The 24,229-nt window shown below is 65.5% G+C and carries 24 protein-coding genes and 1 tRNA gene; 22 read left to right on the forward strand and 3 right to left on the reverse strand.

The genetic code is table 11. The features are described from left to right. Positions 1-2 precede the first annotated feature (2 nt). Genes RBB34_RS09455 through RBB34_RS09480 form a run of 6 tightly spaced genes read left to right on the forward strand, consistent with a single transcriptional unit; the run spans position 3 to position 5,727 of the window. Entirely contained in the window at positions 3-959 is a 957-nt protein-coding gene (locus RBB34_RS09455) for an ABC transporter permease (RefSeq protein ID WP_306118969.1), read from the forward strand. Then, a complete protein-coding gene (locus RBB34_RS09460; protein ID WP_306118970.1) occupies positions 956-1,987 on the forward strand; it encodes an ABC transporter ATP-binding protein in 1,032 nt (343 codons plus the stop codon). The genes RBB34_RS09455 and RBB34_RS09460 overlap by 4 nt, the downstream gene beginning before the upstream one ends. Then, positions 1,974-3,056, forward strand: a complete 1,083-nt coding sequence (locus RBB34_RS09465; protein WP_306118971.1) for an ABC transporter ATP-binding protein — start codon at positions 1,974-1,976, stop codon at positions 3,054-3,056. The genes RBB34_RS09460 and RBB34_RS09465 overlap by 14 nt, the downstream gene beginning before the upstream one ends. A 27-nt stretch (positions 3,057-3,083) precedes the next feature. Next, complete coding sequence (locus tag RBB34_RS09470) at positions 3,084-4,013, forward strand: dihydrodipicolinate synthase family protein (RefSeq protein WP_306118972.1); 930 nt, start codon at positions 3,084-3,086, stop codon at positions 4,011-4,013. 11 nt (positions 4,014-4,024) lie between these two features. Next, entirely contained in the window at positions 4,025-4,798 is a 774-nt protein-coding gene (locus RBB34_RS09475) for a phytanoyl-CoA dioxygenase family protein (protein WP_306118973.1), read from the forward strand. Next, positions 4,798-5,727, forward strand: a complete 930-nt coding sequence (locus RBB34_RS09480; RefSeq protein WP_306118974.1) for a dihydrodipicolinate synthase family protein — start codon at positions 4,798-4,800, stop codon at positions 5,725-5,727. The genes RBB34_RS09475 and RBB34_RS09480 overlap by 1 nt, the downstream gene beginning before the upstream one ends. A gap of 7 nt (positions 5,728-5,734) precedes the next feature. Here RBB34_RS09480 and RBB34_RS09485 read toward each other — a convergent pair whose 3' ends face one another. After that, positions 5,735-7,264, reverse strand: coding sequence for a M81 family metallopeptidase (locus RBB34_RS09485; RefSeq protein WP_306118975.1), 1,530 nt, complete (start codon positions 7,262-7,264; stop codon positions 5,735-5,737). Between the two features lie 302 nt (positions 7,265-7,566). On the opposite strand from RBB34_RS09485, the gene RBB34_RS09490 reads away from it, so the two are divergent. The 8 genes from RBB34_RS09490 to RBB34_RS09525 all read left to right on the forward strand — a co-directional run bounded on the left by RBB34_RS09490 (position 7,567) and on the right by RBB34_RS09525 (position 15,796). After that, entirely contained in the window at positions 7,567-8,367 is an 801-nt protein-coding gene (locus tag RBB34_RS09490; RefSeq protein ID WP_306118976.1) for an IclR family transcriptional regulator, read from the forward strand. 47 nt (positions 8,368-8,414) lie between these two features. Then, on the forward strand, positions 8,415-9,764 hold the full coding sequence (locus tag RBB34_RS09495; protein ID WP_306118977.1) for an aspartate aminotransferase family protein: 1,350 nt from the start codon (positions 8,415-8,417) through the stop codon (positions 9,762-9,764). 44 nt (positions 9,765-9,808) lie between these two features. Continuing rightward, positions 9,809-11,359 carry an ABC transporter substrate-binding protein gene (locus tag RBB34_RS09500; RefSeq protein WP_306118978.1) on the forward strand — a complete coding sequence of 517 codons (1,551 nt, stop codon included), beginning with the start codon at positions 9,809-9,811 and terminating at the stop codon, positions 11,357-11,359. 90 nt (positions 11,360-11,449) lie between these two features. Beyond that, positions 11,450-12,400 carry an ABC transporter permease gene (locus RBB34_RS09505; protein WP_306118979.1) on the forward strand — a complete coding sequence of 317 codons (951 nt, stop codon included), beginning with the start codon at positions 11,450-11,452 and terminating at the stop codon, positions 12,398-12,400. A gap of 109 nt (positions 12,401-12,509) precedes the next feature. After that, the gene (locus RBB34_RS09510) at positions 12,510-13,307 is read left to right on the forward strand and encodes an ABC transporter permease (RefSeq protein WP_306119025.1); all 798 of its coding nucleotides are present in this window, start codon (positions 12,510-12,512) and stop codon (positions 13,305-13,307) included. Beyond that, positions 13,304-14,293, forward strand: a complete 990-nt coding sequence (locus RBB34_RS09515) for an ABC transporter ATP-binding protein (RefSeq protein ID WP_306118980.1) — start codon at positions 13,304-13,306, stop codon at positions 14,291-14,293. Before RBB34_RS09510 ends, RBB34_RS09515 begins: the two co-directional genes overlap by 4 nt. Then, positions 14,290-15,126 (forward strand): dipeptide/oligopeptide/nickel ABC transporter ATP-binding protein, encoded by an 837-nt coding sequence (locus RBB34_RS09520; protein WP_306118981.1) that lies wholly within the window; start codon positions 14,290-14,292, stop codon positions 15,124-15,126. Before RBB34_RS09515 ends, RBB34_RS09520 begins: the two co-directional genes overlap by 4 nt. A gap of 220 nt (positions 15,127-15,346) precedes the next feature. Beyond that, complete coding sequence (locus RBB34_RS09525) at positions 15,347-15,796, forward strand: hypothetical protein (RefSeq protein WP_306118982.1); 450 nt, start codon at positions 15,347-15,349, stop codon at positions 15,794-15,796. Between the two features lie 120 nt (positions 15,797-15,916). Here RBB34_RS09525 and RBB34_RS09530 read toward each other — a convergent pair. Then, positions 15,917-15,991, reverse strand: a tRNA-Gly gene (locus RBB34_RS09530). A 267-nt stretch (positions 15,992-16,258) separates the two neighbouring features. Between RBB34_RS09530 and RBB34_RS09535 the strand changes: the two genes are divergently transcribed. From RBB34_RS09535 to RBB34_RS09555, 5 genes are all read left to right on the forward strand, one after another. Then, complete coding sequence (locus tag RBB34_RS09535; protein ID WP_306118983.1) at positions 16,259-16,810, forward strand: prolyl-tRNA synthetase associated domain-containing protein; 552 nt, start codon at positions 16,259-16,261, stop codon at positions 16,808-16,810. 54 nt (positions 16,811-16,864) lie between these two features. After that, the gene (gene trxA / locus RBB34_RS09540; RefSeq protein WP_306118984.1) at positions 16,865-17,875 is read left to right on the forward strand and encodes a thioredoxin; all 1,011 of its coding nucleotides are present in this window, start codon (positions 16,865-16,867) and stop codon (positions 17,873-17,875) included. A gap of 107 nt (positions 17,876-17,982) precedes the next feature. Beyond that, a complete protein-coding gene (locus RBB34_RS09545) occupies positions 17,983-18,654 on the forward strand; it encodes an LON peptidase substrate-binding domain-containing protein (protein ID WP_306118985.1) in 672 nt (223 codons plus the stop codon). A 146-nt stretch (positions 18,655-18,800) separates the two neighbouring features. Continuing rightward, a complete protein-coding gene (locus tag RBB34_RS09550) occupies positions 18,801-18,977 on the forward strand; it encodes a Trm112 family protein (protein WP_306119026.1) in 177 nt (58 codons plus the stop codon). Then, positions 18,974-19,585 carry a TetR/AcrR family transcriptional regulator gene (locus RBB34_RS09555; RefSeq protein WP_306118986.1) on the forward strand — a complete coding sequence of 204 codons (612 nt, stop codon included), beginning with the start codon at positions 18,974-18,976 and terminating at the stop codon, positions 19,583-19,585. Before RBB34_RS09550 ends, RBB34_RS09555 begins: the two co-directional genes overlap by 4 nt. Positions 19,586-19,788: 203 nt before the next feature. On the opposite strand, the gene RBB34_RS09560 is transcribed toward RBB34_RS09555, so the two are convergent. Further along, positions 19,789-21,021, reverse strand: a complete 1,233-nt coding sequence (locus RBB34_RS09560; protein WP_306119027.1) for a ubiquinone biosynthesis hydroxylase — start codon at positions 21,019-21,021, stop codon at positions 19,789-19,791. A gap of 186 nt (positions 21,022-21,207) precedes the next feature. On the opposite strand from RBB34_RS09560, the gene RBB34_RS09565 reads away from it, so the two are divergent. From RBB34_RS09565 to RBB34_RS09575, 3 genes are all read left to right on the forward strand, one after another. After that, complete coding sequence (locus RBB34_RS09565; protein WP_306118987.1) at positions 21,208-22,068, forward strand: acyl-CoA thioesterase II; 861 nt, start codon at positions 21,208-21,210, stop codon at positions 22,066-22,068. Positions 22,069-22,301: 233 nt separating this feature from the next. Next, positions 22,302-22,640: a P-II family nitrogen regulator gene (locus tag RBB34_RS09570; RefSeq protein WP_306119028.1), complete on the forward strand. Its 339-nt coding sequence runs from the start codon at positions 22,302-22,304 to the stop codon at positions 22,638-22,640. 33 nt (positions 22,641-22,673) lie between these two features. Next, complete coding sequence (locus tag RBB34_RS09575) at positions 22,674-24,023, forward strand: ammonium transporter (protein ID WP_306118988.1); 1,350 nt, start codon at positions 22,674-22,676, stop codon at positions 24,021-24,023. Positions 24,024-24,229 lie beyond the last annotated feature (206 nt).

The following is a 24,229-nucleotide window of genomic DNA, read 5'->3' on the forward strand; positions in this document are numbered from 1 at the left end:
ATATGACCGCCACGCTGCCCGGCCCCGGCACACGCACCACCGCTCGGCCTCGGACGCGCCACGACAGGCAGTTCGACCGAATCCGCGCGCGCGAAGAGGCCGGCACCTTCAAGGCGCCGGTTCAGGGCCGGTTCTTCTCCAAGTTCCGCAGCAACAAGCTGGCCATGATCGGACTGGTCGTGTTCTCGGTCATCGTGCTCGCCTCGATATGCGCGCCGCTGCTGACGACGCACGATCCGCAACAGATCAATCTGCGGGCCATGCTTCAACCGCCCTCCGCCGACCATTGGTTCGGCACCGATCGCACCGGCCGCGACGTGTTCGCGCGCGTCCTGTATGGCGGGCAGGTGTCGATCTTGGTCGGTCTCGGCAGCGCGCTCATGGCGACCATCATCGGTGTCCTGATCGGCATCTACACGGCCTATGTCGGCGGCTGGGTGGACGCACTGGCCATGCGCATCTCCGAGATCCTCATGGCCTTCCCTCAGATCATCCTCGTACTGATGCTGGTGGCTATCCTTGGCCAGTCCCTGTCCAACCTGGTCCTGATCTTCACACTGACCGGCTGGGGCGGCATCTACCGTATGGCTCGCGCGCGCATGCTGTCCTTGCGCGAAGAGGACTATGTACAGGCGCTGCGCGCCTTCGGTTTGGCGCCGGCGCTGATCGCCTACAAGCACATCCTTCCAAACGCGCTTGGCCCGATCATGGTCAACACGACGTTGTCGACAGCCGCCTTCATACTTCAGGAGGCCGGGCTAAGCTTCCTGGGCCTGGGCGTACCGCTCTCGACGCCAACTTGGGGGAATATTCTGAATGTCGCGCAGGACCTGCGTGTGCTGGAAAACAACTGGTGGCTTTGGCTGCCGGTCGGCATCGTGATCTCGCTGTTCGTGCTCAGCGTCAACCTCATCGGCGACGGACTGCGCGACGCGACAGACCCGTCCCAGCAGGGATGACCATCATGGCTCCAGCGAGCGACGTCGCCCTGACGGTGAAGGACCTCAAGACCTTTATCTACACCAACAACCGCTGCAACAAGGCGGTCAACGGGGTGTCCTTTTCAATCAGGCGCGGGCGGACGCTGTGCGTCGTCGGCGAGAGCGGCTGCGGCAAATCTGTGACAGCAGCCTCGATCATGCAACTTCTGCCGACACTGTCACGCATCGAGGCCGGCGAGATCACCTATCACAGCGATCGCGGCGACATCCGCATTGACCTGTTGCCGCGCAACGGGCGCAAGATGCGAGCGATTCGCGGCCAGGACATCGCCATGATCTTCCAGGATCCGATGACCGCGCTCAATCCGGTCTACACGATCGGCTTCCAGATCATGGAGATGCTGCGCTATCACACCCGTCTGGGATGGCGCGCCCGGTACCGCAAGGCGGTCGAACTTTTGCGTTCGATGGGCATTCCGCTACCCGAACAGCGCGTCGACGAATACCCACACATGTATTCGGGCGGCATGCGCCAGCGGGCTATGATCGCCATGGCCATGTCCTGCAATCCGAAGCTTCTGATTGCCGATGAGCCGACCACGGCGCTGGACGTGACGATTCAGGCACAGATTTTCGATCTTATGGAGACGCTCAAGCGTGAACACGGCACTGCCGTCATGCTGATCACGCACGACATGGGCGTGGTTGCCGAGCTCGCCGATGAGGTCGCCGTGATGTATATGGGCAGTATTGTCGAGGCCGGCACGGTTGACGAGGTGCTGCGCACGCCGCGTCATCCATATACCAGGGCGCTGCTGGAATCGATTCCCATACTCGGTCGCGGCAAGGCTCAGGAAATCCATGCAATTCCGGGCCAGACGCCAAATCCTTACAAGCGCCCGCCGGGCTGCCAGTTCGCTGATCGCTGCCGCTACCGCATCGCCCGGTGCGAGACCATGCCTGAAGAGACGCAGCTAAGCGGGACCCATCGCGTCATGTGCTGGCGCCACGCGGACGAGGAGGTCCATCTCGATGCCGCAGAATGATCTCGTGGACGATCAGGAAGGCAGGGTGACCGCACTGGCAGCAGCGCGGCAGGCCGTGCCGGCCCCGGAAGAGCCGATCCTCGAGCTCAAGGATGTCAAGATACACTTTGCCGTCACTGCCGGCGTGTTCAAGCGCGTGGTAGGCCATGTCCGTGCGGTCGACGGGATCGACCTGCAGGTGCGGCGCGGCGAAGTGCTCGGCCTCGTCGGCGAGAGCGGCTGCGGCAAGACCACGCTGGGCAAGGGCATCCTCCAGCTTGTCAACATAACCAATGGCAGCGTGACCTATCGCGGCAATGGCGAGACGGTCGACTTGGCCGAACTCGATTCCAAGGCGCTGACACCATTCCGCAAACGGCTTCAGATCGTCTTCCAGGATCCTTACTCCTCGCTCAATCCGGCCTTCACGATCTTTGGTTCGCTAGAGGATCCGCTGAAGAAATATGGCGTCACCACCCGCGCCGAACGGCGACGTGTCATTGGCGACCTGCTCGAAGCGGTCAATATGAGCCGCGATGCGATGGACCGATATCCGCACGAATTCTCCGGCGGCCAGCGTCAGCGCATCGGAATTGCAAGAGCGCTGTGTGTCGAGCCCGAACTGATTGTCTGCGATGAGGCGGTCAGCGCGCTCGACGTCTCCATCCAGGCACAGGTGCTGCAGCTTCTGATGGAGCTCAAGCGCGACAAGAACCTGACATATATCTTCATAACGCACGATCTGAGCGTCACCGAATATCTGTGTGACCGGATCGCGGTGATGTATCTTGGCAAGATAGTCGAGCTATGCGACGCCGAAGACCTCTACGCCAACGCCCTGCATCCCTATACCGAGGCGCTCCTGTCGGCCATTCCCGTGGCGGATCTGGACAAGCAGACCGAACGCATCGTGCTCGAAGGTGATGTGCCGAGCCCGGTCGATCCGCCGTCCGGCTGCCGCTTTCACCCGCGCTGCCGCCACGCCCGGGACATTTGCAGACAGGCCGAACCGCCGCTCAAGCGCTACGAAATTGATGGCCGCGACCACTATGCCGCCTGCCATCTGATCGAGCGCGAAGCCGCGGACTGACGGACAAGTTCAGGGAGACCGCCGACCATGGCGCGCCACGACATTGCTCAACTCGACGGAGTCGTTCCGGCCCTGATCACGCCGTTCGATCGTAATGGCCTGTTCGATCCCGACCGCATGCGCACCTGCACGCGGCATCTTCTGGGACGCGGCGTCACCGGCCTTTACCTGACCGGCTCGACCGGCGAGGGCTTCATGATGTCGCCAGACGAGCGCCGCCTCGTCGTCGAGACGGTACTCGAAGAGGTGGCCGGCGCGGTACCGGTCATCGTCCATGTCGGCGCGATCAGCACGTTTCACTCGGTAGCGCTGGCCAGGCACGCCGCCCAGGCCGGCGCCGATGCGGTCTCCTCGGTACCACCGATCTACTGGCCGTTCACGGTCGAGCAGATCGTGCGGTATTATGAGGATCTGACCGCGGCGACGGATCTGCCGATGTTGGTCTATAACATCCCCCTCGCCGGCCATCTCGGCTTTGACACCATCGCGCGGCTGGCCGCGATCGACGGCGTGGCAGGCATCAAGTACACCGGCTCTACCCAGTTCGACTACACGCGCATGCGTGCCCAGTTTGGTCCCCGGTTCCGGATCTTTTCGGGCGCCGACGAAATGGCCCTGTCGGGCCTGGTCTATGGGGCGCCGGGGTTGATTGGCTCGTTCTACAACGTGATGCCGGAGGTCTTCATCGCTATGGTCGCGGCAGTGCGCGAGGGCCGGCTGGCCGAGGCCCAGGCACTGCAGGACAAGGCCAATGCAGTCATCTTCTTCATGCTGCGACAGCGCACGCTGGCCGCACTGAAGCGCATCATGGCCTGGCAGGGCGCCGACGCCGGTTACTGCCGCGCCCCGCTCGACGACGATTTCGGCCCGGATGACGAGGCAGCACTGCGCGAAGCTCTCAAGGACATGCGCGAGGCGCGCGGATTGACCGGCATAGATTTCTTGGACGCACTTTGAGGGAGGATGCCATGGCCCAGGCCCCGATCGACCTTGCACGTTTCAGCGCCGACTTCGCGCGCGACGGCTATGTCGCCATCACGCCGCTGTTTGACGCCGACACGATGGCCGCGATCAACCGCGAGTTGGATCGCTTCATCGCGGAAGTCGTGCCAAGCATGCCGCGCGAGGAGGTCTACTACGAAGCGCGCGGCGAGGCGGGCACGCTCAAGCAACTCCAAAAGCTGAACGTTTATGACGACTACTTCCGCGCCATGTGCGAGAGCGATGTCATTTGCGACCTGGCCGAGGCCGCGCTCGGCGAGGAGGCGGTCGTCCAGAACCTGCAATACTTCAACAAGCCGGCCGGCATCGGCCAGCCGACCCCGCCCCATCAGGATGGCTATTACTTCCATTTGTCTCCGTGCAAGGCGGTGACGGGTTGGCTGGCGCTCGAGCCGGTCGATCATGAAAACGGCTGCATCCACTATGTACGCGGCTCGCACAAGGCCGACGACTTCCGTCCGCACGGCCGGTCTGATGTGCTGGGCTTTTCACAAGGCATCACCGATTTCGGAACCGACGACGACAAGGCGAATACGGTCGCCTGCCCGGGCGATGCTGGCACGTTCCTTCTTCATGATGCCCGGATTGTGCACTGGGCGGGCGCCAACACCTCGCCGACCCGTTCGCGCCGCGCGCTCGGCTTTGTCTATTTCGGCAGGAGCGCCCGCGTCGATGAGGCCGCCAAGACGGCCTACAAGACAAGACTGGAGGCCGACCTCAAGGCGGCCGAAAAGATTTGATGCGTGCCACAAGTTGGCGTCCGGATGGCATCTGGGGCACGGTGCTGCTACCCGTCAAACGCGGCGCGGTCGATCACGGCGCGCTGACCGAGACCGTAGACATACTGTGCGCCAGCCCGCTTGCCGGGCTCTACACCAACGGCACGGCCTGTGAGTTTCACAATCAGACCGAAGCCGAGTTCGACGCGCTGGCAGAACTGGTCGCTTCACGGGCGCGCGCGGCCGGCAAGCCGTTCCAGATCGGTGTCAGCGACACCAATGCGCGCCGGTCTCGCGAGCGGCTGGCCCGGATCGGCGCGCTGTCCCCGGACGGGGTGCAGTTCATCGTCCCGGACTGGTGGCCGCCCGCGCCCGACGAACAGAAACGCTTTGTCGCTGGCATGCAGGCGGCGGCCGGAGATCTGCCGCTTGTTCTCTACCAGCCGCCTCACGCCAAGACGCAGCTTTCGCTGGCCGAGATTGCAGCGCTGCGGGCCGAGGCGCCGGGCCTTGTCGGCATCAAATGCCTTGGCGGCGACGCGGCCTGGTATGCCGAGCGACGGCGCCTGCTGCCCAGCTTCTCCGTCTTCGTTGGGGGCGGTTCTGTCGCCTTCGGCCGGCCCTTGGGGGCCGACGGCTCGTATTCGAACCTGGCCTGCCTGACACCGCATGGTGCGGTGCGCCATTGGCACATGATCGAGTCGAACCCCGACATGGCAAATGAGATTGAAGCCCGCTTCATGGCTTTTTTGAAGACCTACCTGCTGCCACTTGGGCAGGGCCGGCGCACGCTCTCCAATTCGGCGCTCGACAAGCTGATGGCGGCTGCCGGGGGCTGGGGGCCGGTTGGCCCGGATCTGCTTTGGCCTTATAGCGGCGCCAATGCCGAGGACGTCACCGCGGTCGCGCAGGCGGCTCGCGCGGCACTGCCCGAGCTGTTTGAGGCGTGAGCCACGGTCAAGCCGGGTTACTGCCCTCGGCCTCCAGCCCGCGAACGCGCGCGTCGAATGCCCGCCAGTCGTCGACCGGATCGAGCGGGTAGACCGGACGCGGAATCCGCCGCCATGGCAGGGTATGCACGTCCGATTGACCCGGGCCGGGCGTGTCGGCGCGGATCACCTGGGCGGTCAGCGGCGCAAAGAACTGAAAATTGGAGGCGGTCTTGAGCACGGCGATCTTGTAGTCCTCCGGCGTGATGCCGAAGGCCCGATAGACATCGGGCAGATTGCCGGCTACGCCGCGCTTTTCACTGATCAGCAGCGTCACCGGCCCAACATCGAAGACCGCAACGCGACCCATGTCGATATGACTCTGATGATTGAACGCGACCGGAACGTGGTGGCCATCGGCGAGAAGGCGCACGCGGCCGGCAACCTCGAGCGGGGTGAAGAATTCCGGCGCGGAATCGCCGCCTAGCGCCAGCGTGACCCAGGCGCCCTCACCCGCCTGGGCCAACGTGGCGACGGCTTGGGCGGAGATCAGCGGGATCAGGGCGCGGCTGTTAATGCCGAGCCGAAGCATCGATTCCAAGATCACATTGCTGTCGCCGGCGGCGCCGCCGAACACCGTATCGCCGGTATCGCTGATCACGACCATGCCCTTTTGGGCCGCATCAGCCCTGCGCACCGCATCGTCGACGGAAATCGCCTCGCGCCGCTGAAAGGCGTCGCGCATCGACCAGGCCAGATCGGCCAGTTCTTCGGCGAGCGCATCGGCCAGCGCCGCATCGCCGTCGGTGACGACCACGGTCGACCAGCCGCCCTCGTCGACGTCCAGCCAGGGCTGCATGGGATAATTGGAAGCCTGGATGACGCGAGGATCGGTTTCCATCTGCCGCGCCCGGTCGAACCAGGTCTTCATCGGTCCTTGCGAGGTCAGGAACTGTTCCTGATGCGACAATAGCGGGATCTTGCGCCAGGTCATGACCGGCTTCACCTCGCCAGCGGCGATGCGCAACAGCACCTGGGCGCCGATGCGTCCCGTATCATGTACGTCATGCGGCTGGGTGCGGTGGCCGACGATCGCATCGCAGTGAGCGATGAGCTGATTGGTGACATTGGCATGGTGGTCGATAGCGGCCACGATGGGCACGTGCGGACCGAGGATCGACCGGCACAACTTGGCCTGCGCGCCCTCGACGTCGTCGAGATGCTCGGCGGCGCAGGCGCCATGCAGCTGCAGCGCCAATCCGTCGACCGGTCCGGCCGTCTGCAAACCGGCACGTATGCTCTCGGCAAAGAAATCGAAGGCCTGCTGCGTGACGCGTCCGCCGGCGACGGCGAAGGCGCGGATGATCGGCACGGTCTCAACATCGCGGCCTGAGTCGCGCACTGCGTCCAGATAGCCGGCGACTGCGCTCTCGGCGGCGGCGTTGCTCAGCATTTCGTCGCCCTTCTCGATGCCGAAGGCGCGGTAGTCCTCCAGCGTCGTCGGCACCGGATTAAAGTCGTTGGTTTCCTGGGCAATGTGGATCAGCGCGATGCGCATGACGGCAGCTCCTTGGACGGTTGGCGCTTTCGGTCTCGGTTTGCGCGATCCTTGGGCATCAGGCCGAAACGATCGCCCACCAATTGGTCAATAACGGCAGAATTCGCTGAAAAGCTGCCCATAAGTCAACTTCATTCAATTATGTTGAATACTGCTGTGCCTCTTGTTGGAGCAGAAACCGATGAAAAGTGCCTTGTCAAGCGGCCCGACAGATGCATTAATGCGCTCGTATCGGAGAAGCCATCCACAATGGATGCCGATATGAGGATTGTATTCAACAATATTGAACATTCGGTATCGCCTTGGAAGCCCGCATTCAGTCTATCGGCCGAGCCGCCGCCCTGCTCGATGTCATGGGAGCGGGCGAATGGGTTGCATTGCGCGATCTTGCCGACAGGCTGGGCGTGGCCAAGACGACGACCAGCAACCTGGTTGGGGCACTGGTCGACGTCGGACTCGTCGAGCATGACGCAACGCGCGGTGCCTACCGTCTCGGATTGGCCCTGCTCGCCTATGGCAAGGCGGTCGAACGCAGGCTCGACATCGCGGCTGCACTTCGTCCCCATCTGATTGCGCTGAGCGCCGCAACCCGGGAGACCGTCAATCTGGCGCTGCCATGCCCGACCGATGCCATCATCGTCGAAAGCCTGGAGGGCAGCCGCTCGCTGCGCGTATCGTCCTATTCAGGCACCCGCGCCAGCTATCACTCGACCGCATGCGGACGCGCCCTTCTGGCGTGGCACAGCGAGGCATTCCGCCGCGCAATCTTTGCGCTCGGGCCATTGCCGGCCCTGACGCCGCGGACAGTGACGGATCCGGCCGAAATCGAGGCGCAGCTGGACGAAGGGCGGCGGCGCGGCTGGTTTACGGAGTTCGAGCAGAACGAGACCGGCAGCGCCTGCGTGGCCGCTCCGGTCTTCGGACCCGATGGCGGCGTTCTCGCCGCGGTCAGCATCGCCGGCCCCGTGGCGCGTTTCGATCGACAAGTCACGCAACGTCATGCCGCGCTTCTGGTCGAGCGGCTTCGCGGCATCGATCCGTTCGTTCAATCGTCCGTGACTGCCACGGCACCCAGCCGACCGGCGATGCCGGTCGTTGCATGACGGCCGGCCGCCTTCACCGAATCAACAGGACAGGGGACACAAATTCGATGGATGCCCAGGAGCAACCCGCCCAGCGCACGGCCGACGGCGACAACGGTCACAGCTTCGATCGGTCTTCGCAGGAAATCGAGAACAACAAGGCGGTTATGCCCGGCGGTGTCAGCAGCAACTTCCGGCTCGGCATGGCGCCGACGCCTCTGGTCATCGAGCGCGGCGACGGTCCGTTCCTCTACGACATCGACGGCAACAGGCTGATCGACTTCTATCTCGGCATGGGGCCGATGATCCTCGGCCACCGCCCGTCGCCGGTTATCGAGGCGGTGAATGCGCAACTTGAACGCGGCATCCTTTTCGCCGGCCAGACGTCGATCGAGGCCGAAGCGGCGCGCCTTGTGTGCAAGCTCGTCCCCTGCGCCGAGCGGATGCGCTTCAACACTTCGGGCTCCGAGGCGATCCAGGGCGCCCTGCGACTGGCGCGTGCGGCGACCGGCCGCCAGACCGTGCTCAAGTTCGAGGGCCACTACCACGGTTGGTTCGACAACGTCCTATGGTCGGTCGCCCCGCCCGCCGACCACGCAGGCCCCGCCAATGCGCCGCAGTTGGTTGCAGGCAGCAAAGGCCAACTCGACAGCGGTGCACAGGGGCTTGCGGTTCTGCCCTGGAACGATCTCGAAGCGGTCCGGGCCCGCCTGGCTGATGAGGATGTCGCCGCCGTCATCATGGAGCCGGCAATGTGCAATGCCGGTGCCATTCACCCGCGCGATGGCTATCTTGAAGGCGTCCGCCAGGCCTGCACCGACACAGGCACGATCCTGATCTTCGACGAGGTGATCACGGGTTTCCGCCTGGCGCCCGGCGGAGCCCAGGAACGGCTCGGCGTCACCCCGGACCTTGCCACCTTCGGCAAGGCCATTGCCAACGGCTTTCCGGTGGCGGCGATCGCCGGTCGCGCCGACCTGATGGAGCTTTGCACGCAAGGCGTCCTGCATGGCGGCACGTACAATTCCCAGCCCGTTTCAATGGCCGCCACGGCCGCCACGCTCAAAGCGCTAACCCCCGAACTGTTCGCCACAATCGAAGAGCGGGGAACGGCGCTTATGGAAGGCTTGCGCGCGCTATTTGCGGCCGAGGGTGTCACCGCCAGCGTCAAGGGTTTTCCGCAGATCTTCCACGTCGCATTCGGACTTAACGCGCCGGCGCGTGACTACCGCGAACTGGCCCGCATGGACAAGGCCGCTTATCGCGCCTTCTGTACCGCCATGCTCCACCGCGGCGTGCGACTTCTGGAGCGTGGCGCCTGGTTCATGTCGAGCACGCACGATGCCGATGTCGTCGAACAGACGCTTGCCGCCGCGGCCGCCTCGGTGCGCGCGCTCAAGCGCGATGGCGTCCTGTGAAGCCTGACTCTTGCAAACACATCCCGATAAGGAGGAGTTGAACCATGTATCATCGGATCCAATTGCGACGCCGACGCAAGTCGACAGCACTCGCCGCAGCGGCCATGGCCATTGCCGTCGCGTTGCCAGCCACTCCAGCCCTGGCCGAAGTGGCCGACTCGCCGCGCGCTGACGATGCTGCGATTGTCCTCGCCGCGCGCCAGGATCCCGGCACGCTCGACTACGTCAAGAGCAATCTGACCGCTTTGCGCCTGTGGGTGCCGGGCAATGTCATGGAGCCGCTCGTCTATTTCAATGCCGACGGCACGGTCTCTCCGGGCGTCGCCGAATCCTGGGAAATCAGCGACGATCGACAGACCTACACTTTCACCATTCGCCAAGCCAATTTCTCTGACGGTTCGCCGATCACGGCAGAGGACGTGATCTACTCGCTCGAGGCGATGAGCCAGAGCCCAGTCGTTTCGAACGCCGCCGCCCATCACGCAGTGGAAGACATCGAAAAGCTCGACGATCGGACGGTCAGGGTGACCCTGTCGCGTCCCAGCCAGAACTTCTGGCGGGGAATGGGCGACGTTGCCGGCTTGATCCAGCCACAGGCCGCCGCCGACCAAATCGCAACCAAGCCGATTGGTTCGGGACCATACCGGATCACGGAATATGTCTCCAACAGCCACATCGCGTTCGAGGCCAACCCCGAATATTGGGGTGAGCAGCCGGAGATCACCAGCGTCACGGTCAGGATCATCACCGATGGCACGGCCGGCCTCAACGCCATCGAGGCCGGCGAGATCGACGCTTCGCCGGTCAACACCGTCGATCTGTGGGAGCAGATCGTCAATCGCGGACTCGACGAAGCCTATCGGCTGGTGACGTTTCCACAGGCTGGAGAGCCGACCTATGCGGTGGTCAACTCCAATGTCGACCACGAGATACGCAAGACGATTGCGATGACGCTCGACCGTCAGGCATTCAACGATGCGTTCGGCGCGCCGTGGGGTGTGGAAAACACGTGCACCTTCGGGCTGCCGCACTATCCCTGGTACGAGCCGGCAAGCGAGGAATCCTGTCCGTATCCGTATGACATGGAACAAGCCATGACCCGCATCGCCGAGAACGGCTGGGGCGACATACCACTTGAATACGCTTCGCTCAGCGACGTTCCGGATCTGTCGCTGCCCGCCGATCTGATGATCCCGCTGATGCAGGCTGCTGGCTTCACGGTCGAGCGCAATGCCATGGATCTGGCCCGCTATTCGCAGCTCATCTTCCAGGGCCGTCCGCCGCAGTTCGACGTCACGATCATGGCTGGTCCGGGTGAGCCGACCCAATGGGCATGCTCGGATCCCCAGAACGGCGGCTGGAGCACCTATTGCAGCGCCGAGTATACCGAGGCGCTAGCCGCGGCTGACCAAGCTCTGTCGCAGGAGGAATATGTCAAGCATATGAAGGAAGCCTCCGCGATCTTGCGCGAGGATGCAGTGATCATCCCGATCATCGCCAAGGCGGGCGTCGGACTGTATCACCCCGATCTCGTCGGCTTCATCGAGCCGCGCGTCGGCGTAGCGATCGAATTCGCTCCGATGTCCTGGCAATAGCAGGCGCGAGCGACGTAGACGCGGCCGCCGGCATCGATGCCGGCGGCCATAAGCCATGGCCGGCATTGCCGAACAGGGGAACTCCGACACATGCTTTTGCACTATGTGCTGCGAAGGCTGGCATTCTTCATTGGTGCGATGTTCATCGCCTCGGTTCTGATCTTCGTCCTGATCAGGGCCGCTGGCGGCAATGTCGCCGCCGTCGTGCTCGGCCGCGATGCCAGCCCCGAGGCGATCAACGCACTGGCAACCGAATACGGTCTCGACCGGCCATGGGCCGTGCAGTATCTCGACTGGATTACCGGCATGATGGGCGGCGATCTCGGCCAATCATTCCGCACCGGCGAGAGCGTCGCCGACCTTGTCGTCTCGCGACTGCCGATTTCGGTGCCGTTGGCCGGCGCCGGTCTTGTGCTCGCCATCCTGATCGCAATTCCGGCCGGCACCTACGCGGCGCGCAATGCCGGCCGATCCTCGGGCACCCTGATCGCCCTGATCAGCCAGATCGGCATTGCCGTACCGGTATTCTGGGCCGGCGTCCTGCTGTCGCTGCTGTTCGGTGTGCAGCTCGGCTGGCTGCCGACCGGCGGCTGGACGCCATGGAATGTCTCGGTGCTCGGCGCCATTCAGTCGCTCGTGCTGCCGGTGCTGGCGCTCGGGCTCGTCATGGCGGCGTCTTTGAGCCGGTATGTCCGCACGGCCGTGCTTGACGTCATGAACCAGGACTATGTGCGCACTGCGCGGGCCACCGGCATGAGTCAGACGCGCGCGCTGCTGACGGTCGGCCTGCCTAACGCCGCACTGCCGATCGTGACATTTCTGGGGCTTCTCATCGCCGAACTCATCGGCGGCACGGTGATCATCGAGACCGTGTTTTCCTTGCCTGGGCTGAGCCGCATGATCCTGTCTAATGTCGCCGCGCGCGAGGTCATCGTCGTTCAGTCGACGGTCATGCTGATCATCGTCTTCGTCATGTTCGTCAACCTGGTCGTGGACCTGCTCTACGGTCTGCTCGATCCCCGCATACGCGTCGCCGGATAGAGCCAATTCAGCCATGCCTCAAGCCGACACCTCCAACCAGAACGCAACAGTGCCCGAAGCATCTCCGCATCGGCGTCGACGGCGGCGCATCAGCAATGCCTCGCTACTCGTGGGGTTGGCCCTGACCAGTGTCTTCTTCATTATTGCGCTCGTCTCGTTCTTCTACGTGCCGCACGATCCGAACATGCCCGATGTGCGCAATCGGCTTCTGCCCTTCGGTTCGCCGGGACATTTGTTCGGCACCGACGTACTCGGTCGCGACATCGCCTCGCAATTGATGGTCGGCGCGCAGACTTCGCTACTGGTCGGCGTTGGCGGCGCGGCCATCGCTCTGGTGTTGGGCACGATCGCCGGCCTGGCCGCCGCCTCGTCGGGCAAGCTGGTGGACGAGACGATCATGCGTGGCGCCGACGTCCTGCTGTCGATACCTGGCATCGTAACCGCGCTCGTATTGGCGGCGACGATCGGCTCCGGAGCCGGAACCACGATCCTGGCGCTGACTGCTTTCTTCACGCCCTCGTTCACGCGCGTTATCCGATCGGCCGCCCTTACGGTGCTGGAGGAGAACTACATCACCGCCGCGCGCCTTTACGGCCGCGATCGCATCTTCATCCTGGCTCGACACGTCGTGCCCAACATTGCCGGCGTGATGATCGTGCAGTTCACCCTTTACTTCGCGGTCGGCATTCTGGTCGAATCGAGTCTTTCCTACCTCGGCGTCGGCGTCAGCCGGCCGTCCATGTCCTGGGGGCTGATACTCAACGAGGCACAGCAGCAGGTCGGCGTTTCATCGCCGCTCGCCATGTGGCCCGGATTGGCCATCGTCCTGGTGGTGCTGGGTCTCAACCTGCTGGGCGACGGGCTGCGCGACGTGCTCGATCCCAAGCTGAACGGGCGGCGCTCATGAGCGCGGTGCCAGCGGTTCAGGTGCGCGACCTCCATGTGCGGGCCGGCGGACTCACAGCCGTGCGCGGAGTCTCGTTCACCATTCCGGCCGGCGGCCGGATGGGACTTGTCGGAGAATCGGGTTCGGGCAAGACGCTGACTGCCCTGTCGCTGATGGGATTGCTGCCGGTCGGACTGCGCGCACAGGGCGAGATTCTGCACGATGGTGTCGACGTCACCAAGCTGTCGGACGCCCAGTTGTCGCGCCGGCGCGGGCGGACACTGTCGATGGTCTTTCAGGACCCGCTTTCGGCGCTCAATCCGGTGCGCCGTGTCGGCCACCAGATCGCCTCGGTGATCCGGCGCCACAAGGGTGTCGGTTCGAACGAGGCCGGGCAGCAGGCATTGTCGCTGGTCCAGCAGATGAGACTGCCGCGCCCCGAGCGCATCATGCACGCCTATCCGCATGAACTGTCCGGTGGCCAGCGCCAGCGCGTCATGATCGCGATGGCGCTCGCCTGTTATCCGCAGTTGATCATCGCCGACGAACCCACGACAGCGCTCGACGTGACCGTCCAGAAACAGGTGCTTCGCCTGCTCAATGAGGCGGTCTCAGAGCGCGGGTGCGGATTGCTGATGATCACGCACGACCTGCCGATCGTCGCTGCCATGTGCGAGACAGTGGCGGTGATGTATGCCGGACGGATTGTCGAGATGGGACCGGTTTCCGAGGTATTCACGGCGCCGCGCCATCCCTATACGCGCGGCCTGCTGGACTCCCAGCCAACCATGGACAACATCGCCATTGACGGGTCGTCTCGCTTGCCGTCGATTCCGGGCATGGTTCCGCCGCTCGACGGCCTGCCTGCTGGTTGCGCGTTTCATCCGCGCTGCCCGCGTGCCGACGACCGTTGCCGGCGCGAAGCGCCGATGCTGGACGGTGGCGGCCGCCGGGCGGCGTGCTGGCATCCGCTTGAAGGCACGCTTACCGGGACCAATGCGGCATGAGTGCGGACGTCGTGACAAGATCGAGTGAACCGGTCCTTGCCGCCTGCGGGGTAACGCAGACTTACAGGCTCAACCGCGCGCGACTGTTCGAAAAACGTCCGGTCCTGACGGCGCTCGACAAGGTCGACTTTGACGTCCGACCGGGCGAGGCGGTCGGCCTCGTCGGCGAATCCGGTTCGGGCAAGTCGACGCTCACCCGCCTGCTGATCGGCATCGAAGCGCCGGTTTCCGGCGTCGTGACGTTCGAGGGCGAAGACGTTGGAAGGATGACCGCCGACCGTCGACATCGGTTCCGCCGCTCTGTTCAGATGGTGCTTCAGGATCCGCGCAGTTCGCTCGATCCGCGCATGCGTGTGGGCACCGCTTTGATGGAGCCGCTGCGCAGCCTGCGGATCGAGGGCGATCATCGTGCGCGCGTGCGAACGGTCCTCGGACAGGTCGGGCTTGACGAACAGGCGCTCGAAAAGTACCCGCACCAGTTCTCGGGCGGTCAGCTCCAACGTATCGCCATAGCCCGCGCTCTGATGCCGGAGCCGCGCGTTCTGGTCGCGGACGAACCGGTTTCGGCGCTCGACGTGTCGATCCAGGCGCAGGTCCTCAACCTGCTGCGCGATCTGGTCGACGAGCTCGGTCTGAGTCTCATCCTGATCGCCCACGACCTGTCGGTCGTCGCCTATACGACGAGCCGCGTCTCGGTGATGGCGTCGGGTCGTATCGTCGAAACCGGCCGGCCGGCCGACCTGTTCTCGCGGCCCGGTGCCGAGGCGACGCGTAATCTGGTCGATGCGGTCCTGACCGTGCGGGACGGCATCGCCGGAACGGCCTTGGCGTAGCCGGCGGACCCGGTGACCTTTCCGGCCGCGCTGGGACCAGCAGAGTTGGCACCATGAGCTGCCGGACAGACCGGCCAGCCCTACCGACATGAAAGGGTGCTCCGGCACGCAGGCAGGAGTTCGTGCGCACGACCCGTATTGTCTCCAGGCGCTGACAGCGGATGCCCCACGCCGGCCCTAGCCGAAGGATGGCGGCGTCGGCGACTGCCCGCAGAAGGGCTTGGCAACGCCCAATCGCCTCGGAAACCTCAAGCGCGATCCGGAGGTGCAAGGGCATGACGAGGCCGCCAGCCCCGCCGCGGCCGATCCGGCCTTGCGCACCGCGCATAGACTGCTCGAGCGCTACATGCCGGCCTATGTCATCGTCGATGCCGACTTCGAGATTCTCGAAGCCTGGGCCGGCACCGGCGCCTTCCTCGAGCTGCCGCGCGGCCGGCCGAAGGCGAATCTGGCCGCGATGGCGCGCACCGAACTGGCCGTGGACATCAAGTCGGCCGTCTCGAAGGTGCTGACCTGGGGCGAGCGGCTCGTGCGCGACGACCTGATCGTGGGCCATGATGAAGAGCGCCGCTACCTCACCCTGATCGTCGAGACCCTGAGCGGGAGCGAGGCGAGCCAGGGCCGATGTCTCGTCGTCTTCCAGGCCGACCCCGCCGCAGTCGCGACATAGGTCGGTTCCGGGGGTGAACTCGGCGCGTCGGTCTCGCCGCCAGGCCATCAATCCCGCGCGCATCGAAATGCCCGCAAGCCAAAGACACGCCAGTAACCGTCGCTTTGCAATCTGGGAGACTGGAGCGGGCGATGAGATTCGAACTCACGACCCCAACCTTGGCAAGGTTGTGCTCTACCCCTGAGCTACGCCCGCTCGCGGCCGGACCGGCCGAACCGCCGCTATATGGCGCAAGCGCAAGGTGAATGCAAGCCCGATCTGGGGCGTCGGCCGCAACCGTTTCGGCAGCGCTCGCACGCGCGAACGCGCCGCCGGTCCGGGTCTGGCGCGCCCGGCGCGCCGCGCCCTGGCGATGGACACATGGCACCGGGCAATGGCCGGCAGCGGTGCCGGCACGCGGGTTCGGCCGGCCGCACCTGCCTGCGGTTGACGACAGGGCCGCGCTGTGGAACCAAGGCCGCCATGGTCGACGCCCGAACCGATCCGCCCGCCGCCACGGGCTCGCCCGCCCGCAATAGCGGCGCGTTGCTGGCATACCTCGATTCGCTGGGTATCGATGCCCGGACAGTGGAGCACCGGCCGGTCTTCACCGTCGCCGAATCGCAGCAGGTGCGCGATTCGATGCCCGGCGCGCACACCAAGAACCTGTTCGTCAAGGACCGTAAGGGTCGCCACTTCCTGCTGACCGTGCCCGAGGATGGCCGCGTCGATCTGAAGTCCATCCACCGCCGGATCGGCGCTTCGGGGCGGGTGTCGTTTGCCGGGGCCGACGCGCTGATGGCGCTTCTGGGCGTCGTTCCGGGCGCGGTCACGCCGTTCGGCATCATCAACGACAAGGACAGGGCGGTGACGCTGATCTTCGATGCGGCGCTGATGGACCAGCGGGTGATCCACGCGCACCCCTTGCGCAACGATGCGACAACGGCGATCACCCCGGCGCAGATGCGACGCTTCGTCGAAGCGGTCGGACATGATTTCAACGTCTTGAAACTGGCCGGCGAGGAGGCGACATAAGCGCTTGAGATCGATGCAGGCGATGCATCGGGGGATGCGAAGGCAGGCGACATCATGAACGCGACGAACAATCCATTCGCCCCGGGCGGCAATTCGGGCGGCTACGGCGAAACCACGGTCGGCTTCGAGGCCCCCTCGCCGGCGCCCGGACCGGCGCCGCTGGCCGGCGGTGCGGCCGCATCGGGGCCGCTGATCAAGGACACCACGACCGCCGACTTCCAGGCCGACGTGATCGAGCAGTCGCGCAGCCAGCCGGTGCTGATCGATTTCTGGGCCCCCTGGTGCGGGCCGTGCAAGCAGCTCACGCCGGCACTCGAGGCAGCGGTGACCAAGGCCGGCGGCAAGGTGAAGCTGGTCAAGATGAACATCGACGAGCACCCGGCCATTGCCGGCCAGATGGGCATCCAGTCGATTCCGGCGGTGCTCGCCTTCGTCGACGGCCAGCCCGTCGACGGCTTCATGGGCGCCCTGCCCGAAAGCCAGGTGACCGCCTTCATCGAAAAGCTGATCAAGATGTCGGGCGGCGGCGCGCAGGGCGCGGCGGTCGCCGAGGCGCTCGAACAGGCCGGCCAGGCCGCCGCGCAGGGCGATCTCAACGGCGCCGCGCAGATCTATGCCATGGTGCTGCAGCAGGATCCGGAAAACGCGGCCGCCTATGGCGCCATGGCCGGGCTGATGGCCGATCACGGCCAGGCGGAGCGCGCCCGCGACATGCTCGATCAGGCGCCCGAGTCGATCAGGGGCGCGCCGGAGCTGGCGGCGGTGCGCACCAAGCTCGAACTGGCCGAAAAGGTCGAGAAGATCGGCGATCCGGCGGCGCTGGAGGCGCGGCTCGCCGCCGACCCCGGCGACCACGAGGCGCGCTTCGATCTGGCACAGATTCTCAACGCGCGCGGCGAGCGCGAGGCCGCCGCGGACCAGCTGCTGGCGATCATGAAGGCGGACCGGCAATGGCGCGACGACGGCGCCCGCGCCGAACTGTTGAAGTTCTTCGAGGCCTGGGGCCAGACCGACCCGGCCACGGTCAAGGCACGGCGCAAGCTGTCGAGCCTGTTGTTCCGCTGAACCGTCCGGACGGCGTCGGCGCGCCTGCCGGGCCGCGAATTGCCCTTGCTGGGGCGCGCCAGCGCTCCATCTAGGGCCGAGGGACAACACAATCACCTGGTGACCGCATGAAGGCAGGCAACGCGAACTACAGCGACGTCGACGACATTCCGGCGGTGGTGCCCGTCTTCCCGCTGTCCGGGGCGCTGCTTCTGCCGGGCAGCCAGTTGCCGCTCAACCTGTTCGAGCCGCGCTATCTTTCCATGTTCGACACGGCCCTGAAGTCGAACCGGGTCGTCGGCATGGTGCAGCCGGCCTTCAGCGGCGACCTGGGCCGCCCCGAAAAGCCCAATCTGTGCAAGGTCGGGTGCCTGGGGCGCATCACCGCCTACAGCGAGACCGGCGACGGGCGCTATCTGATCACGCTGGAAGGCATCTGCCGCTACCGCATCATCGAGGAACTGGACGTGACGACCCCGTTCCGCCAGTGCCGCATCGCGCCATTCGCCTCGGATCTGGGCGACGGCGATGAAGGCACCGATGTCGACCGCGAGCAGTTGCTCGCCGCCTTCCGCGCCTATCTCGATGCCAACCAGCTCGAGGCCGACTGGAACAGCGTGCACAAGGCCGACAATGCCTCGCTGGTCAATGCGCTGTCGGTCATGTCGCCCTATGGCGCGGCCGAAAAGCAGGCGCTGCTGGAGGCGCCCAACCTGAAGAGCCGTGCCGAGACGCTGGTCGCGATCACCGAAATGTCGCTGGCGCGTGACAGTGATGATTATGCGCGCACCTTGCAGTAGGCTGAACGGGCATTCGCACTGATTCGGTCCTTTTCATGATGGGCGCCGCCGCCGAACCGCACGAACCCGACGAGCCCGCCGCCGAGGACGCCGATGCGGCGACGGACGCGGACGCCGCCAGGGACCATTTCGATCGGCACGGCGAAATGGACCCCTTGATGCTCGAACTTCTGGTCTGCCCGTTGACCAAGAAGCCGCTCGAATACGATCCCGAAACGAACGAGCTGATTTCCGATCATGCCGGCCTTGCCTATCCGGTACGCGGCGGCGTGCCCATCCTGCTGCCATCGGAGGCAAGGTCGCTGAAGGAGGAGAACCTGTGAGCGCCGCCCAGCCGGCCGAGCAGGCAGGCGACCGCCCGCGCGGGCAGATGCGCGGCCGCGCGCGCCGCGAGGCGCTGGTGCAGGCGGCCGCCGATCTGTTCTGGAAGCGCGGCTACAGCGCTAGTTCCATCGCCCATGTCGCCAGGGCGGCCGGCGTACCCGTCGGCAATGTCTACTACTATTTCAAGACCAAGGCCGATCTCGCAATGGCGGTCGCCGAGATGTTCGTCGGCCAGACCGAGGCGCTCGTCGAGGAGGTCTCGGTCAGCGAGCCCGATCCGCGTCGCCGGCTCAAGACGCTCATCGACCGGCTGCGCACCGGGCAGGGCTCGCGGCTCGCCCATGGCTGTCCGATCGCGGCGGCGGCGCGCGATTTCCGCGCCGACGCGCCCGCCGCCTCGACCCGCGCGGCCGAAAGCTTCACCATCCTGACGGGCTTCATCGCCGGTGAACTGGTGCGCACCGGCATGCGCCCTTCGCTGGCGCTCGGCCGGGCGCGCTCGGTGGTGTGCGAATGGCAGGGCGGCATCGCGCTCGGCCACGCGCTGGACGAGCCGCCCGTGCTGGCCGAAGCCTTCGGCCGCATGGAGCGGCTGGTCGCGGGGTAGCGCGCTCGGTGACGCGATGCAATCAGCCCGACTGTCGGCCCGTGGGACGATCCGCAAGGACAAGTGCGCAATCCCCGTAGCGGGGCGACGGGCAGGCGCGTCGACGCGCCGGGCACCCGCCGTCCGGAAATCCGCCCGCACCGGCCCCGGCACGATGGGTCAACCCCATCAAGGGACGCTGGCAAGAGCCAGCGCGCCGACCGTCAGACCGATTGCCCCCGCAGCAGCCGTGGGGCCGCGCCGGACAGTCCGGCGGCCTGCTTGATGAAGAAGGACTTGAGTTGCGGCATCCGGTCGACCAGGCCGAGCCCGAGATCGCGCGCGGCGCGCACCGGCGCGAGATCGTTCGAGAACAGCCGGTTGAGCACGTCGGTGGTCACGCCCATCTGCAGCGTGTCGAAGCGGCGCCAGCGCTGGTAGCGCTCGAGCACGTCGAGCGCGCCGATGTCCTGGCCGAGCCGGTGCGCGTCGACGAGCGTTTCGGCCAACGCCGCCGCGTCCTTGAAGCCCAGATTGAGCCCCTGGCCGGCGATCGGGTGGATGCCGTGCGCCGCATCGCCGGCAAGCGCGAAACGCTCCTTGACGAAGTCGCGCGCCAGCGTCAGCCCGAGCGGATAGGCGCGCGGGCCGTCCTCGACCCCGATCGCGCCGAGCTTCAGGCCGAAGCGCATTTCGAGCTCGTGCTCGAAGGTCAGCGGATCGGCCGCCAGCAGGCGCTCGGCCTGGCGCGTGGTCTCGGTCCACACGATCGAGGACCGGTTGCCGGTCAGCGGCAGGATGGCGAACGGTCCGGCCGGCAGGAAGTGCTCCTCGGCGCGTCCCCCATGCGCCCGCTCATGGGCGATGGTGGCGACAATGCCCGACTGGCCGTAATCCCAATGCACGGTCCTGATGCCGGCCATGTCGCGCAGCCTGGAGCGCACGCCGTCGCAGGCGACGAGCAGGCGGGACCGTACCACTTGCCCATCGGCCAGATCGACCGTCATGGTGCCACCGGCGCCCGCAAGGCCGGTGACCCCGACGCCCTGCACGATCTGCACGCCCGCCTCGGCGCAGCGCCGCCGCAGCGCCCGCACGAGTTCGACATTCGGCAGCATGTGCGCGAACGGCTCGCCCGGCTCGACCTCGCCGTCGAAGGTCAGGAAGACCGGCCGGACCGGGTCGGCGGCGCGGCTGTCGGTGACGATCATTTCGGTCATGGGCTGGGCGTGCGGCTTCAGATCGTCCCAGCAGCCCAGCGCCTCCAGCATCCGGCAGGCGGCGGCCGCGATGGCCGAGGCGCGCCCGTCCCGCTCCCAAACGCCCTGGGGCGCCGCATCCGCCACGACGACCTTGAGGTCCGGCGCTCCGGCGGCGACGGCAAGCGCGGTCGCCAGCCCGACATAGCCGCCGCCGGCGACGAAAACGTCGCAACTCGGCGGCGCCGCCGCGCGCATTGCCGACGACCGCCCGGGGCTATCGGATTTCGGCTTGGCTGACTTGCTCATTGGTTCGCTGCCCTTGTCTCGTGCCACGCTGCTTGATGAAACCGTCACGCCCCTGTAGCAAGGCGGCAAGCGGTCACACAAACCGATTTCTGCGCCCGTGCCCGGGCATCGCCTTCATCGTCACCGGAATCGCGCATGTCCAAGGCAATGCAAGAACTCTTGTCGATCCTCGATCTGGAGCGCGTCGACGCGAACCACTTCCGCGGCCGCAGCCCGCAGGTCGGCTGGCAGCGCGTGTTCGGCGGCCAGGTGATCGGCCAGGCGCTCGTCGCCGCCCAGCGCACCGTGGGGCGCGAGCGCTTCGTGCACTCGCTGCACTGCTATTTCATGCGCCCGGGCGATCCGTCCGTGCCGATCGACTATACGGTCGATCTGATCCGCGACGGCGGCAGCTTCACAACGCGTCGCGTCGTCGCCGAGCAGAACGGGCGCGCGATCTTCTCGCTGTCGGCCTCGTTCCAGATCGACGAACCGGGCCTTGATCACTTCATGCCCGCCCCGGCGGACGTGCCCGCGCCCGACGCGCTGATCGCCGAAAAGGACCTGATCGCCACCTTCATCGACCAGGTGCCCGAAAACGTGCGCCGCTACTGGGGCCGGGAGCGGCCGATCGAGTTGCGGCCGGTCTCGCTGACCCACTATCTGAGCCGCGAGACCCTGCCGCCGTTCCAGAACGTGTGGCTGCGCGCCACCGGACCGGTGCCCGACGACCGCGCCGTACAGGCGGCGGTGCTCGCCTATCTGTCCGACATGACGCTGCTCGACACATCGCTGTTCGCCCATGGCCGCTCGATCTTCGATCGCGATCTGCAGGTGGCAAGCCTCGATCACGCCATGTGGTTCCATCGGCCCAACCGGCTCGACGACTGGCTGCTCTATACCCAGGACAGCCCCAATGCATCGGGCGCTCGCGGCTTCACCCGCGGCAGCCTTTACACGCGCGAGGGCCTGCTGGTGGCCTCGGTGGCCCAGGAGGGGCTGATCCGGCCACGCTGATGCTCAAAATTCAGGCAAACGCCACAATCTGCCTATTCTCTAGCCACTTGCCGGCGGAATGATTGCCTTCTTGTCGGGCAAGCGCTCGATTTTCTCATGAATATCAATCCGTTGCCGAATTGGCACGCGGTGTGAATCGGCATGTTGCGACGCAGCGTGCCGTGGTTTGGCACCTGTGGCCTACCGCGAGCGGCATGGGGTCGTCGTGGCAAACCAAACGGGGAAGAAAGCGCATGAAAATAGTCATGGCTATCATAAAGCCCTTCAAGCTCGACGAGGTGCGCGAAGCGCTTACCGGGCTTGGCGTTCAGGGCCTGACCGTGACTGAAGTCAAGGGTTACGGACGTCAGAAGGGCCACACGGAAATCTATCGCGGCGCCGAATACGCCATCAGTTTCCTGCCGAAGCTCAAGGTCGAAGTCGTGGTCGATAACGACATGGTCGACAAGGTGGTCGAAGCCATCTCCGGCGCCGCCAAGACGGGCCAGATCGGCGACGGCAAGATCTTCGTTCACGCAATCGACCAGGCCGTTCGCATCCGCACCGGCGAAACCGATTCAGAAGCGCTTTGATGCGGCTTCGGTATCCTTAGGAGTTCTGAACCCATGACCAAGACAAAACTTGCAACTCTGGGATGGACCGGTCTTGCGGCAGCCGTGCTGTTCGCCGAGCCCGGCCTCGCTCAGGAGGCCGCCGAAACGGCCGAGGCGGCCGCCGACGCGGCCGGCGGTGCGCCCTCGCCTCAGGTGCAATACATCTTCAACACGCTGCTGTTCCTGATGGGCGGCTTTCTGGTGATGTGGATGGCGGCTGGATTTGCCATGCTCGAAGCGGGCCTGGTGCGGTCCAAGAACGTCTCCATGCAGTCGCTCAAGAACATCTCGCTGTATTCGATCGCCGGCCTGATGTACTGGGTGGTTGGCTACAATCTGATGTATACCGGTGTCGACGGCGGCTATATCGGCTCGTTCGGCACCTATTCGTTCGACCCGGTCGGTGGCGACGCCCTCGATACCGGCTATTCGACGGCCTCGGACTGGTTCTTCCAGATGGTGTTCGTCGCAACCGCCGCCTCGATCGTCTCGGGCACGGTGGCCGAGCGCGTCAAGCTGTGGCCGTTCCTGATCTTCGTGGTTCTGCTGACCGGCTTCATCTATCCCATCGCCGGCTCCTGGCAGTGGGGCGGCGGCTGGCTCGCCGAGATGGGCTTTTCCGACTTCGCCGGTTCGACCCTCGTCCATTCGGTCGGCGGCTGGGCGGCCCTGGCCGGTGCCATCGTCATCGGCGCGCGCAGCGGCAAGTTCCCGTCCGAGGGCGGCGTTTCGCCACTGCCGGGCTCGTCGATCCCGCTGGCGACGCTGGGCACCTTCATCCTGTGGCTGGGCTGGTTCGGCTTCAACGGCGCCTCGCAACTGGCCATGGGTACGATCGGCGATGTCACCGACGTCAGCCGCATCTTCGCCAACACCAACCTGGCCGCCGCCGCGGGCGTGGTGACGACGCTGGTCCTGCTGCAACTGCTGTACAAGAAGGTCGACACGACCATCGTGCTCAACGGTGCACTGGCCGGCCTCGTCTCGATCACCGCCGAACCGCTGGCGCCCGCGGTCTGGCAGGCGATCCTGATCGGCGGCGTGGGCGGCGCGATCGTGGTCTTCACCGTGCCGATGCTCGACCGTTTGAAGATCGACGATGTCGTCGGCGCCATCCCTGTGCACCTTTTCGCCGGCATCTGGGGCACGCTGATCGTGCCGTTCTCCAACGCCGATGCCAGCTATGGCGTGCAGCTTGTCGGCATCGTCGCCTATGGCGTGTTCACGCTGGTCGCCTCCTTCGTGATCTGGTTCGTGCTCAAGGCCACGCTGGGCGTGCGTGCCAGCGAGGAAGACGAGATGAACGGTCTGGACATGTCCGAAACGGGCGTGGAGGGCTATCCCGAATTCACCCGGGCCTAGTCACCGGAGAATTCGGCTCGAAGGCGGGGCCATCCTCCTCCCGGCCCCGCCTTCGTCACAACGATCCCGTCGTGATGGTTTCCATCACACCAACTGGCCCGGTCCCTGCGACCGGGCCTTTTTTTGCCGCCAGCGGCCGTCTTGTTTCGACTTCCGGCCCGCCGCACGCCCCGCCCACCGGGCCTCCGGGACGTCTCCCGGGGATG

Origin of the sequence: Roseitalea sp. MMSF_3546, assembly GCF_030732865.1 — a bacterium.
GTDB lineage: Bacteria > Pseudomonadota > Alphaproteobacteria > Rhizobiales > Rhizobiaceae > Roseitalea.

Excerpts from the sequence above, each read along its gene's own strand:
- RBB34_RS09455 (WP_306118969.1), top strand. The coding sequence starts at position 3 with ATGACCGCCACGCTGCCCGGCCCCGGCACACGCACCACCGCTCGGCCT.
- RBB34_RS09460 (WP_306118970.1), top strand. The coding sequence starts at position 956 with ATGACCATCATGGCTCCAGCGAGCGACGTCGCCCTGACGGTGAAGGAC.
- RBB34_RS09465 (WP_306118971.1), top strand. The coding sequence starts at position 1,974 with ATGCCGCAGAATGATCTCGTGGACGATCAGGAAGGCAGGGTGACCGCA.
- RBB34_RS09470 (WP_306118972.1), top strand. The coding sequence starts at position 3,084 with ATGGCGCGCCACGACATTGCTCAACTCGACGGAGTCGTTCCGGCCCTG.
- RBB34_RS09475 (WP_306118973.1), top strand. The coding sequence starts at position 4,025 with ATGGCCCAGGCCCCGATCGACCTTGCACGTTTCAGCGCCGACTTCGCG.
- RBB34_RS09480 (WP_306118974.1), top strand. The coding sequence starts at position 4,798 with ATGCGTGCCACAAGTTGGCGTCCGGATGGCATCTGGGGCACGGTGCTG.
- RBB34_RS09485 (WP_306118975.1), bottom strand. The coding sequence starts at position 7,264 with ATGCGCATCGCGCTGATCCACATTGCCCAGGAAACCAACGACTTTAAT.
- RBB34_RS09495 (WP_306118977.1), top strand. The coding sequence starts at position 8,415 with ATGGATGCCCAGGAGCAACCCGCCCAGCGCACGGCCGACGGCGACAAC.
- RBB34_RS09500 (WP_306118978.1), top strand. The coding sequence starts at position 9,809 with ATGTATCATCGGATCCAATTGCGACGCCGACGCAAGTCGACAGCACTC.
- RBB34_RS09505 (WP_306118979.1), top strand. The coding sequence starts at position 11,450 with ATGCTTTTGCACTATGTGCTGCGAAGGCTGGCATTCTTCATTGGTGCG.
- RBB34_RS09515 (WP_306118980.1), top strand. The coding sequence starts at position 13,304 with ATGAGCGCGGTGCCAGCGGTTCAGGTGCGCGACCTCCATGTGCGGGCC.
- RBB34_RS09520 (WP_306118981.1), top strand. The coding sequence starts at position 14,290 with ATGAGTGCGGACGTCGTGACAAGATCGAGTGAACCGGTCCTTGCCGCC.
- RBB34_RS09535 (WP_306118983.1), top strand. The coding sequence starts at position 16,259 with ATGGTCGACGCCCGAACCGATCCGCCCGCCGCCACGGGCTCGCCCGCC.
- trxA (WP_306118984.1), top strand. The coding sequence starts at position 16,865 with ATGAACGCGACGAACAATCCATTCGCCCCGGGCGGCAATTCGGGCGGC.
- RBB34_RS09545 (WP_306118985.1), top strand. The coding sequence starts at position 17,983 with ATGAAGGCAGGCAACGCGAACTACAGCGACGTCGACGACATTCCGGCG.
- RBB34_RS09550 (WP_306119026.1), top strand. The coding sequence starts at position 18,801 with ATGGACCCCTTGATGCTCGAACTTCTGGTCTGCCCGTTGACCAAGAAG.
- RBB34_RS09560 (WP_306119027.1), bottom strand. The coding sequence starts at position 21,021 with ATGCGCGCGGCGGCGCCGCCGAGTTGCGACGTTTTCGTCGCCGGCGGC.
- RBB34_RS09565 (WP_306118987.1), top strand. The coding sequence starts at position 21,208 with ATGTCCAAGGCAATGCAAGAACTCTTGTCGATCCTCGATCTGGAGCGC.
- RBB34_RS09570 (WP_306119028.1), top strand. The coding sequence starts at position 22,302 with ATGAAAATAGTCATGGCTATCATAAAGCCCTTCAAGCTCGACGAGGTG.
- RBB34_RS09575 (WP_306118988.1), top strand. The coding sequence starts at position 22,674 with ATGACCAAGACAAAACTTGCAACTCTGGGATGGACCGGTCTTGCGGCA.